The sequence below is a fragment of the Sediminibacillus sp. JSM 1682029 genome, from assembly GCF_041366435.1.
In the GTDB taxonomy this organism is placed as follows: Bacteria; Bacillota; Bacilli; order Bacillales; family Amphibacillaceae; genus Sediminibacillus; species Sediminibacillus terrae.
On record NZ_JBEWYY010000001.1, the window covers coordinates 462,601 to 476,525 of the forward strand.

The following is a 13,925-nucleotide window of genomic DNA, read 5'->3' on the forward strand; positions in this document are numbered from 1 at the left end:
TTGTAGGCAGTCGATTGCGTTTTTCTCCTCCCCTTTTCTTACGGAACACTGGCTGTTTTGGTTTCATTTTTTATCCAACCACAAGGATAACCAAACCAGCCGGCCAGTGATAAGCGGCTGAACACCGTTTTTAACCCCCGCTATACAGTGGCAGGTTTTGGGTCAACCTTCAAGGTCTTTTCAGCCGGATTATGTTTCCATCGACTTCTGGATGAGTAAATATACCCCACACAAAAAACACCGCACAGAATATTCTTCCATGCAGTGCCTTCAAACCCTTATTTATTCAAACGAGTAACGGACATTGCCCTGTTTACGGACTTCATCCATCAATTTCATGACATCCACCGATAATTGCAATGTATCATTGTTGCGATTATTCGCCACGTAATCGTTCATCGCTTCCACTTCGTAATGGAATGCTTTCGCGGATTCACCAGCTTCAATAACTTCTGTTCGATCCTCTTGTGTGTAATAAATCGTCGCCTTGGTCGGACGTTGATAGTCATCGACTTTAATATACCCTTCTTCCCCTGCAACCAAAATCGTTTTCGGCATGATTGCCCGCAGTGTCATCGAAATGGTTGCCATTTCATCTGCTTTGTTTCTCAACAGAATACCCACCTGCTCATCCACACCGGTTTGAAATTTTTTCACTGTGCTTTCTACGTAGTCCGGCTGCTCGGATAGGAAAAAACGCGACAACGATAAGGCATACGTTCCAACATCCAGCATCGCCCCGCCAGCCAAGTCCGGATTGAAAAACCGATTGGCAGGATCAGGGTCTTTGTAACTCCCATGTGAAACTTGAATCATTCGTAGTTTGCCCAGTTTGCCAGACTGCAAGACTTCCTTTGCTTTTCGGTACACCGGCATATGGAATATTGTCATGGCCTCTGCGACCACCAGATTCTTCTCTTCAGACAACTCGACGATTTCCTTGAGTTGCTTGGAGTTGACGGTAATCGATTTTTCACAAAGAACATGCTTATTACGTCTAAGGCATTCCATAATGTATTGGTGATGAAAAGTGTGCGGAGTCGCGATATAAATAATGTCCAATTCCTCATCTTGCAATAATTCATCGTAACTGCCGTAAACTTTGTCGATGTTAAATTCTTCAGCGAAATCCCGGGCCTTTTCCATCTTTCTTCCTCCCACTGCGGCGATTTTTCCATTCACTTCGTTTATCGCGACCGCAAATTCCCGGGCAATTGTCCCTGGACCAAGAATTCCCCATTTTAGTTGTGTCAATGTCCATCCCCCTTAAAGATTTCTCTCCACGTCAGTGAAGCGTTTTCAAATAGATGTGCATTTTTGCAATTCCTGAGGCCAAAGAATGCTCTTTCTTATTATCACTTTTTACTAAATCGATTTAGTAAAGCCACGAAAATGTCCCTTGCTAATCATACAAGGATGGATACCTTTGATGAAAAGTATAACTCCCCTATATAGACAAAGTCAATGAAGGCGCTTCCTTTCCCTTTTGTTTTGCCTTTCATTTAAATTCTTCTCCAAGACTTTATGCGTCTTAGTCTTTTTACAGTTGATAGATACTGCCTTGCCTATTCAAAAAGAGTGTGAACCACCGCTTCGGTAGCATACTTCGCTTTCCGCGGGCACGGCTTCAGCTAACTTGGTAAAGAAAATCGCTTTACCAAGTGGATCTTCAGCTCGCGCTGTTCCCGCAGGAGTCTGCGTATGCTACCTACGCTAAGAAGCATGGGGACAATCGCAAGTGTATAAACTTTTTCCTTGAGATTAAACAAGCCATTCTTAGAAACGTTTGTCAGGAAATATGTTCTTCTTTTCATCAAAAGCAATAGGGATCCGTCTTTTCTCCTTCTCTTGGACTTTCTGCTTGTTTCCCTAGCTATGTCTTTTGATAAGACCTTCTTATATTACCAAGCGAAATCAAGAAAAAATGTCTAGTACACCCATTTCTAAACAGGAATCTGTTCCTAGCGGAGGAATAGCCGGAGACTCCTGCGGGAGGAAAGGCCTCGGTGAGATCCCGCAGAGCGTTAGCTCGAGGAAGCTCACCAGCCGCCCGCGGAAAGCGCAGGGTATTTCCGCAGCGTCGAACTCCAACTTAATAAATGCAGGAAGTTAGGAAGGCGAATTCAATGTCGCAGTTTATACAATTTGTGCAAAAAGTGAGAATCTTTTAGAATCAATTCTCAAAATAAGCGGCCGTTCATCCTTTCCCTAATTCTCTTCCTATAAAAAAGGTAAACTGCTTAAAGTGTCTCAAATAATCTTTAAATATCACTTTAGCATCATACGGAGAAAATCAATCTAAAAATGATATTTTATTTATCGCAGAATGAGATATATAGTAAGTAGAAACTAATAACCTAAAAACAAAACTGTTTATAAAAAGGAGACTTTACAATGAGCCAAGCCCTTCGGAATGATCTGGAACAAGATTTATGCGAATTGGCAGCCCTTAATGAAAACGAAGTGAACAACATGACGGACGCGGAAGTGGAATATTACCACTGGCTCTATTTAGAAGAATCCGTTTATGATTTAATGTAGAAAAAGCACAGGCAGCTGGCCGGTATCCTCCGGCAGCTGCCTGTTTTTTGTTTCAGCCAGGAATGCCGAAAACACAGGTTGATTCAATGGACAGCCACGCCTTTCTGAATTAGACTATAATCTATTGATGATTAGAAATACAGATCGATAGTTAGATGAAAGGTGTTTGGTATTCATGCTGCAAAATCCTACCGGAAAAGAGCGTCTTTCGCTCGCTTTATTACTTGGAATGCTTGCCATTATGGGGCCGCTGAACATAGATATGTATTTGCCCAGCTTTCCGGATATCGCTTCCGACTTGAATGCAAGTGCTTCGCTTGTCCAGCTAAGCTTGACGACCTGTTTGATTGGATTGGCTACTGGCCAGGTAATCATTGGACCGATCAGCGATGCGGTCGGGAGACGGAAACCACTTTTAATAGGGATTACACTCTTTGCCCTGGCATCCCTGCTTTGTGCGTTTGCACCCAATATTCTCACATTGATTGCTGCCCGGTTTTTACAAGGGATGACTGCTTCAGCAGGTGTTGTCCTTTCACGGGCCGTTGTAAGGGACGTATTTACCGGGCGAGAACTGACCAAGTTTTATGCTTTGTTAATGGTGATTCTCGCAGCCGCGCCGATGATCGCCCCGATGGCAGGCGGAGCCATTTTGTTGCTCCCTTTTGCCAGCTGGCACACGATTTTTTATTTTCTGAGTCTTCTCGGATTATTGATTGTGTCCACGGTATTTTTCCGCCTGAAAGAGACTTTGCCGCCCGAGAAGCGGATTCCAAGCTCCATAGGAAATACCGTGAAAACGATGGGGAGTTTGTTTAAGGATCGCTCGTTTATCGGCTATGCGATTATTGTAGGTTTTGTCCACGGTGGAAGTTTTGCCTATGTATCCGGGACACCGTTCGTGTACCAGGGAATCTATGGAGTCTCCCCGCAAGTCTTCGGTATATTGTTTGGAATAAACGGTTTGGCGATTATGTCTGGAAGCTCGATTGTCGGACGTTTTGGCGGTATCATCCATGAACGGAATTTACTTCGAATCGCAGTTTGCACCGCCGCTACTGCGACAGCACTTATCTTGTTCATAAGTATCATAGAAGGTCCGCTCGCATTACTGGTCATTGCCATTTTCATTTACATGACCACCATGGGAATGACGTTGACCAGTTCGTTTACACTTGCAATGGAGCATCAAGGTCATCGCGCCGGCAGCGCAAGTGCAGTATTGGGATTGCTTCCTCTATTGATTGGATCCGTTGCCTCCCCGCTTGTAGGAATTGATGAAACATCTGCAGTACCGATGGGATTGATTCTGTTTGTTAGTTCCTTTATCGGTTTCAGCGCTTTCTTTACGTTGACAAAGAAGCCTGCTAAAACAAAAACGGAAAATTAACTGAAATATTCCCTTTCTATGTTACAGGCTAACAAGAATCAACCTGTCAGAATGTCTTCTTTTGGATACCTGATATTCGCCTGTGAGGAATGGGCAAAAGAAAAAGCCAACGTGAGTGGACCTATTTTTCCAATCAGCATAACCAGGATGATGGTGATTTTCCCAACAATGGTCAGCGAGGCAGTGAGCCCCATCGATAAGCCCACTGTCCCAAACGCTGACACCGTTTCAAACACAATGGATATGAAGGTGGCATCTTCGGTTATATTCAAAATAAAAATACCGGTGACAATCAATCCTAAACCAATGACGGTAATAGCCAAAGCACGGACGATGGTATTGTATTTAACGGCACGGCGGAACATCACTACTTCGTCATTTTCTTTCAAAAAGGCAAATACCGCAAAAATCAAGGCCAAAAAAGTGGTCAATTTGATTCCTCCGCCAGTAGAAGCACTTCCCGCCCCGATAAACATCAACAAAACAATGAAAAATAAAGTGGAATCATTCATACTCCCTATGTCGACGGTATTGAAACCTGCTGTCCTGGGTGTCACTGCCTGGAAGTAAGCAGCTTGCAATTTATCCAATCCAGAAAGACTACCCAATGTTCCCGGATTATCATACTCTAATAGTAAGATGACCAGTATCGCAACGCTATTCAACAAAAAGGTGCCAATCAGCATCAATTTGGTATGCAGACTTAAGCTGTGCGGATCTCCTTTTTTCCACAAGTCAAAAATCACCGTGAACCCAAGTCCGCCAATAATGAATAAAATCGATATCACAATGTTTACAATTGGATCTGCCGCAAACTGGGTTAAACTGTCAGACCAAATAGAAAAACCAGCATTGTTAAAGGCAGAGATAGAATGAAAGAAACCAGCATATAGACCTTGCTTCCATCCCATGTCCGGAATCCAGCGGATCGATAACAACAGAAAGGCAATGCTTTCCATCACGATTGAAAAAATAAAGAGTTTCTTTACTAGAGACACCACACCGCCGAGGGATGTTTGATTTAATGACTGTGTTACAATCACCCGTTCTTTCACACCGATTTTCTTGCCGATCATTAAAAAGATCAAAACCGCAAACGTCATGATCCCCAAGCCGCCGATTTGAATCAACAACAGAATGACCAACTCGCCGAAAGTCGTGAATACGGAACCAGTATCTACAACAGAAAGACCTGTGACGGTCATTGCCGAAACAGCAGTAAACAAGGCGTCCAGAGTACTTATCGACTCGTTGGTCGCAATCGGCAATTTCAACAAAACAGTTCCCATAAAAATAAACAGGATGAAAATACCCAGCAAAAATCTGGGAGGACTGATATTAACAAGGTCATTCTTCATTGTCATGGCAGTTATACTCCTCTGACTTCCAATCGGTTCAACCGTTCATTTTCCCCCATTATGATGAGGATATCCCCGTGCTCGATTTTCGTATCAAGCGACGGTTCCATGAGAAGTGTCTCTTCATCCTTTTTAATCGCAACTGTGCGACAAAAATGTTTTTTGGTAATACTCAGGTCACCTATCGCTTTTCCTTCCATGTCCTTCGTCGCGATCACCTCCATCATGCTATGTCGCTTGGATAGCTGTATATAATCGACAATCTGATCGGAGACAATATGATGGGCGATCCGCTTGGCCATATCTTGTTCGGGATTGATGATTTTGTCGACCCCGATTTTTTCCAACACTTTTTGATGACTCTCATTCCGTGCTTTTACCCACACCTTTTTCATCCCCATCTCTTTTAACAACAGGGAGGCAAGGATGCTCGATTGAATGTCCTCTCCAAAACTGATGACTGCACAGTCAAAATTGCTGATACCTACAGACTGAAGCGACTGTTCGTCCACTGCGTCCATCACTACAACATGACTGGCGATGGATGCGTATTCCTGGATGCGTTCTGGGCTTTTGTCGATTGCCAGCACGTCGATATCCGACTCGGCCAGTTCCTTGCAGAGGGTTCCTCCAAACCTGCCCAGTCCGATGATAGCGAATTCTTTTCTTGAAGGTTTCACTTACAAATACTTCCTTTCCATATTGCCTAGAAGCCACACTTTTTTGCTTTTCATCATACTCCTATTTCGACGAAGATGGTAGTGTTTTTTCTGCAACTTTTTCATTTCTTTTCTATTCACTCTTTTTCATTCTTCCCTATATCGTGCAAAAGCAGAAGAAAAAGACTGCCTGTGTGACAGTCTTCTATCCCTTTCCGACTCAGCTATTCAACAAGGAGGCAAAATGTGCGATCACTCTTGCCGTCAGACCCCAGATAACTTTGTCGTCATACTGATAAAAATATTCTTCCATTTTTAAAGGACGCCACTCATAGTCCTTTCCACCGGCCACAAGCTCGAACGGAAAATCTTCCTTTGGTTCGATGTGCATATCGACCTCATGAATGACAGGTTTCGTTTCTAAAAAGAAGGATAGCGGTACAGTGAATATTTCCTCGACCTCCTGCGGATTGAGACTGATGTTTGCCTTTTCGTCCATAAAACCTGTAAAGGGATATACAATCATGCCAAAAGGCGAAACCATATAATCAATGGGATGAATTTCCGTTATCTCTTCCGTTTTGATTCCTAGTTCTTCCACCGTTTCCCGAATGGCAGCCTCTTTTGCTGATCGATCGTCAGGATCAATTTTTCCGCCCGGAAAGCAAATGTCGCCGGGCTGCCTTCTCAACGTACGGGAACGGACTTCAAATACTACTTGCAGCTCCCCTTCTTTTTCGATAAGCGGAAGCAGCACAGCAAACTTGGCAAATTCTTCACTCCCTAATACAGCCGGCTCATGGTCCTGCAATCTTTTCACTATCTGTGTTGAGTTCATTACGTTCACCTCTGTTTTTCCTTTCCCCATTGTAACATGTTCCAAAATGGTCCTGCATGGACAAGCACTGTCAGATGACTTCACCACTAATAAAAAAAACGGCAGCTTGTTATATCAGCCTTCCCAAAACCTGTGCGTCTGTCATCTACTATAGTAAATGCACCAAGACTGGAGATGAAACCATGAGTCCGACTCTCGAAAAATTTGTGGATCGGCTGCCGATCATGAAGGTTCTTCAGCCGAACCACAGGACAAAGAACGGTCCTTACTATGAAGTAAGAATGGAAGAGTTCCGGCAAAAACTGCATAGAGATTTACCGCCGACGAGGCTTTGGGGTTATAATCGTCAATTTCCCGGCCCCACCTTCGAGGTAAAGCAAGATGAACCGATTCGCGTTCGCTGGACGAATCACCTACCGAACAGGCACATCCTGCCGATTGATGGTTCTGTTCACAATGTAGCCAATGAACCGCAGGTGAGAACGGTAGTCCACCTGCATGGCAGTGAAACAAAACCTGACAGTGATGGCTATCCAGAAGCATGGTTCACGAACGGTTTTAAGGAAACCGGCCCGTCGTTCAGCCGAGAAGTGTATGAATACCCGAACCACCAGCGGGCCACTACTTTGTGGTACCATGACCATGCTATGGGAATCACACGTTTGAATGTTTATGCAGGGTTGGCTGGCATGTATATCATCCGGAATGAACACGAAAAGGCATTGCATTTGCCATCCGGTAAATATGAAATACCTTTGCTGATCCAGGACCGCTCTTTCAACCAAGATGGATCCCTCGCTTATCCACGTCAGCCTGATGACGCGGCGGCCAATCTGCCAAATCCATCGATCGTGCCTGCATTCAATGGAGACACTATTTTGGCGAACGGAAAAGTGTGGCCATATTTAGAAGTAGAACCACGTAAATACCGTTTCCGTGTCCTCAACGGTTCGAATACCCGAAGTTATCAATTGATGTTGGATTCCGGTCAACCATTTTATCAAATCGGATCTGACGGCGGCTTGCTGAAGAATACAGTGAAAATCGAACAAATCGGGGTCGAACCAGCCGAAAGGGTCGATGTAATTGTCGATTTTTCCAAGCTAAAAGGCAAGACAGTGGTGATGAAAAACAACCTTGGAGCCAATGCCGATCCAGATGATCCGACCGGGGATATCATGCAATTCCGGGTGACAAAACCGCTCTCAAGAAAAGATACTAGCAAAATCCCGAGGCATTTGTCCCGTATTCCTTCCCTTAAACAAAACAATATTACTGCTATCCGTCAGTTAAAATTAGTCGGTTCCACGGATGAATATGACCGGCCGCTGCTACTATTGGACAACAAGAAATGGCACGATCCTGTAACAGAGAAGCCCGAACTCGGGACCACCGAAATATGGTCATTGGTCAACGTCACGAATTTTACACATCCGATCCACATCCACCTCGTTCAATTTCAAGTACTCGATCGACGACCGTTTGACCTGGAGCGATATAATCAGGACGGCAAAATTGATTATACAGGGACCGCAACAGCTCCCGCTCCCAACGAGCGCGGCTGGAAGGACACCATCGCCGCCCCGTCTGCCCAAATTACACGCGTCATTGCCAAATTCGCTCCCTATACCGGAGACTACGTCTGGCATTGTCATATCCTGGAGCATGAAGATTACGACATGATGCGGCCGTTCACCGTGATAGATCCTGATGAGTGAAACAAGGTAGACAAAAGCCAAAGAGCTGATACCCTTTGGCTTTTCTGAATAAAAAGAATTTCATATGTAGTGCCATTTTCTAATGCTTGTTTTTCAACCACTCACGTGCGTAATCGACCATCGGGCGCTGTCTGATGAGTTTCGCTTCAGCAGCTCCGACTTTAGCGGCAGCTACCGTATGAGCTTGTTCATATTCCTTGCCCAACTCAGCAAACAACTCGGAGTCATAATCGATTTCTTCATAGGTCCTCCAGACTCGTATCCCATTTTCCAGCAGGGCAGTCCCTTTTTCCAGTTTCTTTTTGTGCGGAACGGCGTGTTCTGCCAGATGCAAAGAAGTATTGCTGTCATGACCGACGCCTAGCAGCAGGCTAAACCCATCCAACTGATAGATTTTTGCCAATGGTGAGTCATCGCCAAATCCTGCAGGCAATGGCTGTTCATGGATGATCTCTCCCGCATGCTTTCCCCAGGCAGTAAATGAATAAGTCGGATGATTGCTCCTTTTGACTCCCGGAAAGCCGCGAAACGTTTCTGCAATACTCCCCATCCCTCGCGTCGGTGTGACATCAGGATCGAATGCCGGCATTTCTGCACGGATAGTCTTCCACCATTCTTTAGGTACCGGCGGCATCTCCCAGTTGCTTGGATCGGAGTTTTCCGCCGTCTGGGCCGGCATGACAATCGTCCCTTCTTCTCCGACTGTATCCATCAAAGCTTGAATGACCGCAGCTGACCCGCCACATACCCAGCCGAGAGAACTTAGCGAGGAATGGACAATCACGACCATCCCTTCCTTCAAACCAAGTTCTTTAAACTGATGATGCAGACTTGTCCGCGTATTCGGCCTGTCCACTTTTTTCACTGCTGATGCTTCACTCATAAAACGGGTCCTCCTCTTTTTTTCTCTCTTTTACAAACGAGTGATTTCTTTTTCCTCTTCAAGCTCTTTTTTGGCCTGCTGCTTCCATGCTTCCAATTTTGTTGATTTCTTGAGGGTCAGCACAGACAACAACAACAGGAAATAGTATTTTCCGTACATCATGTTGTCGTCTTGATGGATAATTCTCTCCATAGCGCCCAATCCTTTCAGGTACTGTTAAATTCCTCTTCCCCAATCTTACCGCGTTTTTTAGTAGGATTAAAGAAGCAATAAGAGCTGGGACCTAACAGAACTTTTGCAAAACCGGACGATAACAGGAGAGCAAAGTGAAAAGGAACAATTAATGCACTTGGTTGGTAGCACAACGGAGGAACGTAAGAGGGATTTGACCGTTCAGCTTCTCCTGACCTCTCTGCTTTAGCACCCGCTTCTTTTCTGTCTCGCTGCATGACGGTAGTTAATCTTTACTGCTTCTCCCGCCTGTCCGCTTCTTTACTGATACGGCGGAAACGTTTGACATCCGCCTTGCGTACTGGGAGCGGCTCCTTGCTGAGCAGCTTGATGATCGCAACGATAAGTAACAGCAAGATGATCGTAAACGGCAAGGCAGCGATCAGCGAAGCCGTCTGTAAGGCCTCCAATCCTCCGGAAAACAACAAGACAGCAGCGATTGCCGCCATTAAAAAACCCCACACGAACTTAGCAAACTTAGGCGGATGGAGGCTTCCGTAAGCTGTCATGCTTCCCAGAATATAGGTGGCTGAATCGGCGGACGTAATAAGAAAAGTGAAAATCAGCAGGATAGATAATATCGACATCAGCAGGCTGAGTGGCAGGTTATCGAATAACTGAAACAGGGCTGTCGCGACATCCTCATTGACTGCTTCTGCTATATCGGTTCCCTGGTTTAAATCCAGCCACAATGCTGTCCCTCCGAACGCCGCGATCCACAAGCAGGCTATCAAAGGTGGTATCACCATCACTCCCAAAATAAATTGCCTAATAGTGCGTCCCCGTGAAACCCTGGCAACGAACGCTCCGACAAACGGTGACCAGGCAATTGCCCATGCCCAATAGAATATCGTCCATTCCCGAACCCAGGTACCCTCTTTGTATGGCTGCATCCGGAAACTGTAGGAAACAAAATTGGCGAAATAATCACCGATTCCCAGTGTGAAGGTTTCAAGGATAAACACCGTGGGACCGACAATAAACACGAATAACAGCAGTCCCAATGCCAATCCAAGGTTCAGGTTGCTTAAATATCGGATTCCTTTATCAAGACCTGTAGCCGATGAAAACATATAGGCTACCAACAGTACGGCCATGATGAGCACTTGGATCGTGCCGGAGTTTTCGATTCCCATGACGGAATGCAGTCCACCGTTCATCTGTAAAACGCCAAGTCCCAACGAAGTTGCAATGCCCATTACCGTTGCAATGACTGCCAGCGAATCGAGCGTGTTTTTCACGAGCAGATTGTTGCCGGTTACCGGCTGCAACGCAGTCGAAATCAAGCCGTTTTCCTGCTTGCGGAATTGATAGAATGCTATAGCCAATCCTACGATGGCAAAAACGGACCATTGACTCACACCCCAGTGAAAAAAAGCATACCCCATCGCCACTCTGGCCGCTTCATCCGTTTCTCCTTCCATGCCGATGAAAGGTGTTGTGAAAAAATGGCTCATCGGCTCGGCAACACCCCAAAACACGAGTCCTACCCCAAAACCTGCTGAAAACAACATTCCAACCCACGTGAAAAAGGGGAATTCAGGTTTTTCTCCATCCTTTCCTAAACGGATCGCCCCGAATTTACTTACCGCCAGCCCGATTAAAAAGACGATCAAAATAAAAACGCCAACTAAATACAACCAGCCAAAATTAATCGCGGTAAAATCGAACAGCCGGTTTGCAACAGCTCCAAACCCTTTCGGCATCATAGCACCTAATATAACCAATGCAAGTATGATGACTGAAGATACTGTAAACACAGGATTCCGCCAAATACTTTTTTTCTTCACCGAAAAACCTCCCTGTAAAATGATGTTAAGCATTTCTATTGTTTCCAACTTGCTTCTGCTTATGAGAGTTTAAAGAAAGAGTAAGAACTAATAATTCAGGAAAAAATAGCGGTATGAAAAACGCTAAGGAGGTATTGGAATGGAAAAACGTTATGACGAATACCGTACTGGTCAAGGGGTTCCTGCAGGCGGGCAGTACCAATGCCAGTCCGGGGAAAAAGTGACATTCAAGGAAGGCGAGTCATTTCCGCTATGCCCGGTCACTGGTGAAGAAACAACTTGGACACATGAAGACAGGTAACCTTTCAAAAGAACAGAGTGTCCCATTGGGTGCTCTGTTTTTTTATGCTCGGTAAACGTCACCCCAGGAAATTTATGTTAAAATTTGTTCAAATGTTTTTTTAGGAGGCTGAAATATATGAAGAGGTACTCCCTATATATCGGTATCCTGTCAGGATTTACGATCGCCTTCCTAATTGGAGCCATTTGGAGAAAAGAATTTGACTGGGGCTGGTGGATAAGCATGATGATCGGCGGAACGATAGGCTGCTTGGTAATCGATTTGTTAACAAACAATCGTGGGAAAAACAGGTGACTTGTTTCTCTACTGTAAAAACAGCCCTTTTCCTCCCGGCTATAAAAGCTACTAATCTAACAGAAAACAGAATTGGAGGCCATTTGATTGGCACAGTTACTATTGATCAAACACGCAAAACCGGTCATTTCCACTTCCTCTTCCAGGTGGGAGCTGTCGGAAGATGGAATCGAACAGGCAGCAAAATTAGCTCCCTTATTGAATAGATATGACTTCGACACGATTTTTTCAAGCGAGGAGCCGAAAGCAATCCATACTGCCAGGATGATTGCCGACGAGTTGAATCGACAAGTTGAAATAAAAAAAGATTTACATGAACACGACAGACACAAAAACCGTAAACTCTATCCGGAAAAGGAATGGAAATCGGTGATCCAGACTTTTTTCGACTGTCCAAACGACTTGGTTTTCGGAGCAGAAACGGCAACCGATGCTCTTGAGCGGTTCGATGCAGCAGTTAAATCAGTGATTGATGGCCGACCCAAGCATCAAGATATGATCATCGTGGCACACGGAACGGTCATCTCCTTGTTTGTAGAAAAATACAATTCTGTAAATGTCTTCGAGCTATGGCAAAAGCTCGGTATGCCTTCTTATGTGGAACTCGACTTAGCAACGTTTCAATTACAAGAGATTATCAACGTGGATTAAGCTCTTTACCAGGAGGTACATATGCACATTCGAAATGTAAGAAGTCAAGATTATGAAAAAATCAGCCCCCTCATCAATCAATGGTGGGGTGGAAGGAACATGGAAGAAAAATTGCCGAAGCTCTTTTTTGTCCATTTTCAACCGACCAGTTTTATTGTCGAGGAGGATGGAGTAATCATCGCCTTTCTGATTGGCTTCCTTTCACAAACGAATACCGAGGAAGCATATATCCATTTTGTCGGCGTAGATCCCGAATATCGCAACCGGCATATCGGCACACAACTCTATGAACGATTTTTCCAAACTGCTTCCAGCTATGACAGAAGTGTAATCAAGGCTGTTACTTCTCCCATAAACAAGGCGTCCATTGCCTATCACACCCGTTTAGGATTTGCTGTCGAAACGGGTGATAAACAGATTGATGGCATCGATATTCATTCAAACTACGATGGAAATAAAAAAGACCGGGTTTTATTTTGCAAGAAGCTTCGTCAATCACGTTAAGCTGCGTTTAGGAGGAACTTATGAACCAGATTGTTCAGCTATTACTTGGTGTAGGGATCGTCTTTTTTGTATTGGTGACCTTCCAGGTTTTTATCAGCTTTACGAACAAAAAGTGATAAAGATTACATAATGCGGACTTCCTTTGATCAAAAAAATAAGGAGATGGTTGTCATGGAAAAAATGATGTATGGTTTCGGCCTGTTTTCTTTCATAGCGATAATGCTTCACTTTTGGGGATATTCCCATCAATACACACAGGAAATGCTGGTAACCGGAATCGTCTCTTTTATCATCGCAGGGGTCCTTTATTTTCTGTTCGTGTTTTGTTATTTTCGAGGTGGTTTTGGTAGAAAAGTGGTCTTTTGGGGATTAATCGCAGTCATCTTCCTCCTGCTGTTTTTATTGGGTAATGGAAATGACGAAAAAGAACATTCCTCGGAAGATTTGATTACTAGCTCGTTGGACGAAAGCCTCGTGGCTGAAGCAATTACCGAACGATATCCGAAATAATAGCAGCCGAACTCGTTCGGTTTTCTGCTTCCGATGCAAGATGGTAAGCATTTTATCGCGGAAGTGTTTTTTTGCTGTTTCCCACAGCATGAGCCCGAGAGATACTCCGTTTTCCGCAGAAACGGCTACAGCTAATTTGGAAAAGAAAAGCGCTTTGCCAGGTGGCTCTTCAGCTCGCGTTCTTTCCAATGGAGTCTGCCTAGCTTGCCCCCGTCGAGTGGAAATCCTTCCCTATCCAGTGACCGGTCTGTTTTTAT

General features: G+C 44.7%; 15 protein-coding genes. 8 read left to right on the forward strand and 7 right to left on the reverse strand.

The window, feature by feature from the left end; all coding sequences use genetic code 11:
- Positions 1–282: 282 nt before the first annotated feature.
- A complete protein-coding gene (locus ABVF09_RS02285) occupies positions 283–1,254 on the reverse strand; it encodes a Gfo/Idh/MocA family protein (protein ID WP_371068535.1) in 972 nt (323 codons plus the stop codon).
- Positions 1,255–2,394: 1,140 nt separating this feature from the next.
- Between ABVF09_RS02285 and ABVF09_RS02290 the strand changes: the two genes are divergently transcribed.
- On the forward strand, positions 2,395–2,541 hold the full coding sequence (locus ABVF09_RS02290) for a hypothetical protein (protein ID WP_162832884.1): 147 nt from the start codon (positions 2,395–2,397) through the stop codon (positions 2,539–2,541).
- 175 nt (positions 2,542–2,716) lie between these two features.
- The gene (locus ABVF09_RS02295; RefSeq protein WP_026571900.1) at positions 2,717–3,931 is read left to right on the forward strand and encodes a Bcr/CflA family efflux MFS transporter; all 1,215 of its coding nucleotides are present in this window, start codon (positions 2,717–2,719) and stop codon (positions 3,929–3,931) included.
- A 38-nt stretch (positions 3,932–3,969) separates the two neighbouring features.
- Here the strand turns inward: ABVF09_RS02295 and ABVF09_RS02300 are convergent, their stop codons facing one another.
- The 3 genes from ABVF09_RS02300 to ABVF09_RS02310 all read right to left on the reverse strand — a co-directional run bounded on the left by ABVF09_RS02300 (position 3,970) and on the right by ABVF09_RS02310 (position 6,786).
- Positions 3,970–5,295, reverse strand: coding sequence for a TrkH family potassium uptake protein (locus ABVF09_RS02300; protein ID WP_371068536.1), 1,326 nt, complete (start codon positions 5,293–5,295; stop codon positions 3,970–3,972).
- A 5-nt stretch (positions 5,296–5,300) separates the two neighbouring features.
- Complete coding sequence (locus ABVF09_RS02305; protein ID WP_026571902.1) at positions 5,301–5,969, reverse strand: potassium channel family protein; 669 nt, start codon at positions 5,967–5,969, stop codon at positions 5,301–5,303.
- A gap of 199 nt (positions 5,970–6,168) precedes the next feature.
- A complete protein-coding gene (locus tag ABVF09_RS02310) occupies positions 6,169–6,786 on the reverse strand; it encodes an NUDIX hydrolase (RefSeq protein WP_026571903.1) in 618 nt (205 codons plus the stop codon).
- A gap of 182 nt (positions 6,787–6,968) precedes the next feature.
- Here ABVF09_RS02310 and ABVF09_RS02315 point away from each other — a divergent pair, with 182 nt between their 5' ends.
- Positions 6,969–8,504 carry a multicopper oxidase family protein gene (locus ABVF09_RS02315; protein WP_371068537.1) on the forward strand — a complete coding sequence of 512 codons (1,536 nt, stop codon included), beginning with the start codon at positions 6,969–6,971 and terminating at the stop codon, positions 8,502–8,504.
- A gap of 79 nt (positions 8,505–8,583) precedes the next feature.
- On the opposite strand, the gene ABVF09_RS02320 is transcribed toward ABVF09_RS02315, so the two are convergent.
- The 3 genes from ABVF09_RS02320 to ABVF09_RS02330 form a co-directional block, all read right to left on the reverse strand.
- Complete coding sequence (locus tag ABVF09_RS02320) at positions 8,584–9,387, reverse strand: AAC(3) family N-acetyltransferase (protein ID WP_051382061.1); 804 nt, start codon at positions 9,385–9,387, stop codon at positions 8,584–8,586.
- Between the two features lie 30 nt (positions 9,388–9,417).
- Positions 9,418–9,579: a hypothetical protein gene (locus ABVF09_RS02325; RefSeq protein ID WP_153461993.1), complete on the reverse strand. Its 162-nt coding sequence runs from the start codon at positions 9,577–9,579 to the stop codon at positions 9,418–9,420.
- A gap of 272 nt (positions 9,580–9,851) precedes the next feature.
- Entirely contained in the window at positions 9,852–11,441 is a 1,590-nt protein-coding gene (locus ABVF09_RS02330) for a BCCT family transporter (protein WP_371068661.1), read from the reverse strand.
- Between the two features lie 106 nt (positions 11,442–11,547).
- Between ABVF09_RS02330 and ABVF09_RS02335 the strand changes: the two genes are divergently transcribed.
- The 5 genes from ABVF09_RS02335 (at position 11,548) to ABVF09_RS02355 (ending at position 13,668) form a co-directional block, all read left to right on the forward strand.
- Positions 11,548–11,709: a hypothetical protein gene (locus tag ABVF09_RS02335; RefSeq protein ID WP_202616110.1), complete on the forward strand. Its 162-nt coding sequence runs from the start codon at positions 11,548–11,550 to the stop codon at positions 11,707–11,709.
- A 117-nt stretch (positions 11,710–11,826) separates the two neighbouring features.
- Positions 11,827–12,003 (forward strand): hypothetical protein, encoded by a 177-nt coding sequence (locus tag ABVF09_RS02340; RefSeq protein ID WP_153461995.1) that lies wholly within the window; start codon positions 11,827–11,829, stop codon positions 12,001–12,003.
- An 87-nt stretch (positions 12,004–12,090) separates the two neighbouring features.
- A complete protein-coding gene (locus ABVF09_RS02345; protein WP_371068538.1) occupies positions 12,091–12,654 on the forward strand; it encodes a histidine phosphatase family protein in 564 nt (187 codons plus the stop codon).
- 21 nt (positions 12,655–12,675) lie between these two features.
- Positions 12,676–13,158, forward strand: a complete 483-nt coding sequence (locus tag ABVF09_RS02350; protein WP_371068539.1) for a GNAT family N-acetyltransferase — start codon at positions 12,676–12,678, stop codon at positions 13,156–13,158.
- A gap of 171 nt (positions 13,159–13,329) precedes the next feature.
- Entirely contained in the window at positions 13,330–13,668 is a 339-nt protein-coding gene (locus tag ABVF09_RS02355) for a hypothetical protein (protein WP_371068540.1), read from the forward strand.
- Positions 13,669–13,925: the final 257 nt, after the last annotated feature.

What these genes read in the sequence shown, in the direction of transcription:
- ABVF09_RS02290 (WP_162832884.1), top strand. Translation starts at nt 2,395, where the DNA reads ATGAGCCAAGCCCTTCGGAATGATCTGGAACAAGATTTATGCGAATTG.
- ABVF09_RS02295 (WP_026571900.1), top strand. Translation starts at nt 2,717, where the DNA reads ATGCTGCAAAATCCTACCGGAAAAGAGCGTCTTTCGCTCGCTTTATTA.
- ABVF09_RS02300 (WP_371068536.1), bottom strand. Translation starts at nt 5,295, where the DNA reads ATGACAATGAAGAATGACCTTGTTAATATCAGTCCTCCCAGATTTTTG.
- ABVF09_RS02310 (WP_026571903.1), bottom strand. Translation starts at nt 6,786, where the DNA reads ATGAACTCAACACAGATAGTGAAAAGATTGCAGGACCATGAGCCGGCT.
- ABVF09_RS02315 (WP_371068537.1), top strand. Translation starts at nt 6,969, where the DNA reads ATGAGTCCGACTCTCGAAAAATTTGTGGATCGGCTGCCGATCATGAAG.
- ABVF09_RS02320 (WP_051382061.1), bottom strand. Translation starts at nt 9,387, where the DNA reads ATGAGTGAAGCATCAGCAGTGAAAAAAGTGGACAGGCCGAATACGCGG.
- ABVF09_RS02325 (WP_153461993.1), bottom strand. Translation starts at nt 9,579, where the DNA reads ATGGAGAGAATTATCCATCAAGACGACAACATGATGTACGGAAAATAC.
- ABVF09_RS02330 (WP_371068661.1), bottom strand. Translation starts at nt 11,441, where the DNA reads ATGCTTAACATCATTTTACAGGGAGGTTTTTCGGTGAAGAAAAAAAGT.
- ABVF09_RS02335 (WP_202616110.1), top strand. Translation starts at nt 11,548, where the DNA reads ATGGAAAAACGTTATGACGAATACCGTACTGGTCAAGGGGTTCCTGCA.
- ABVF09_RS02340 (WP_153461995.1), top strand. Translation starts at nt 11,827, where the DNA reads ATGAAGAGGTACTCCCTATATATCGGTATCCTGTCAGGATTTACGATC.
- ABVF09_RS02350 (WP_371068539.1), top strand. Translation starts at nt 12,676, where the DNA reads ATGCACATTCGAAATGTAAGAAGTCAAGATTATGAAAAAATCAGCCCC.
- ABVF09_RS02355 (WP_371068540.1), top strand. Translation starts at nt 13,330, where the DNA reads ATGGAAAAAATGATGTATGGTTTCGGCCTGTTTTCTTTCATAGCGATA.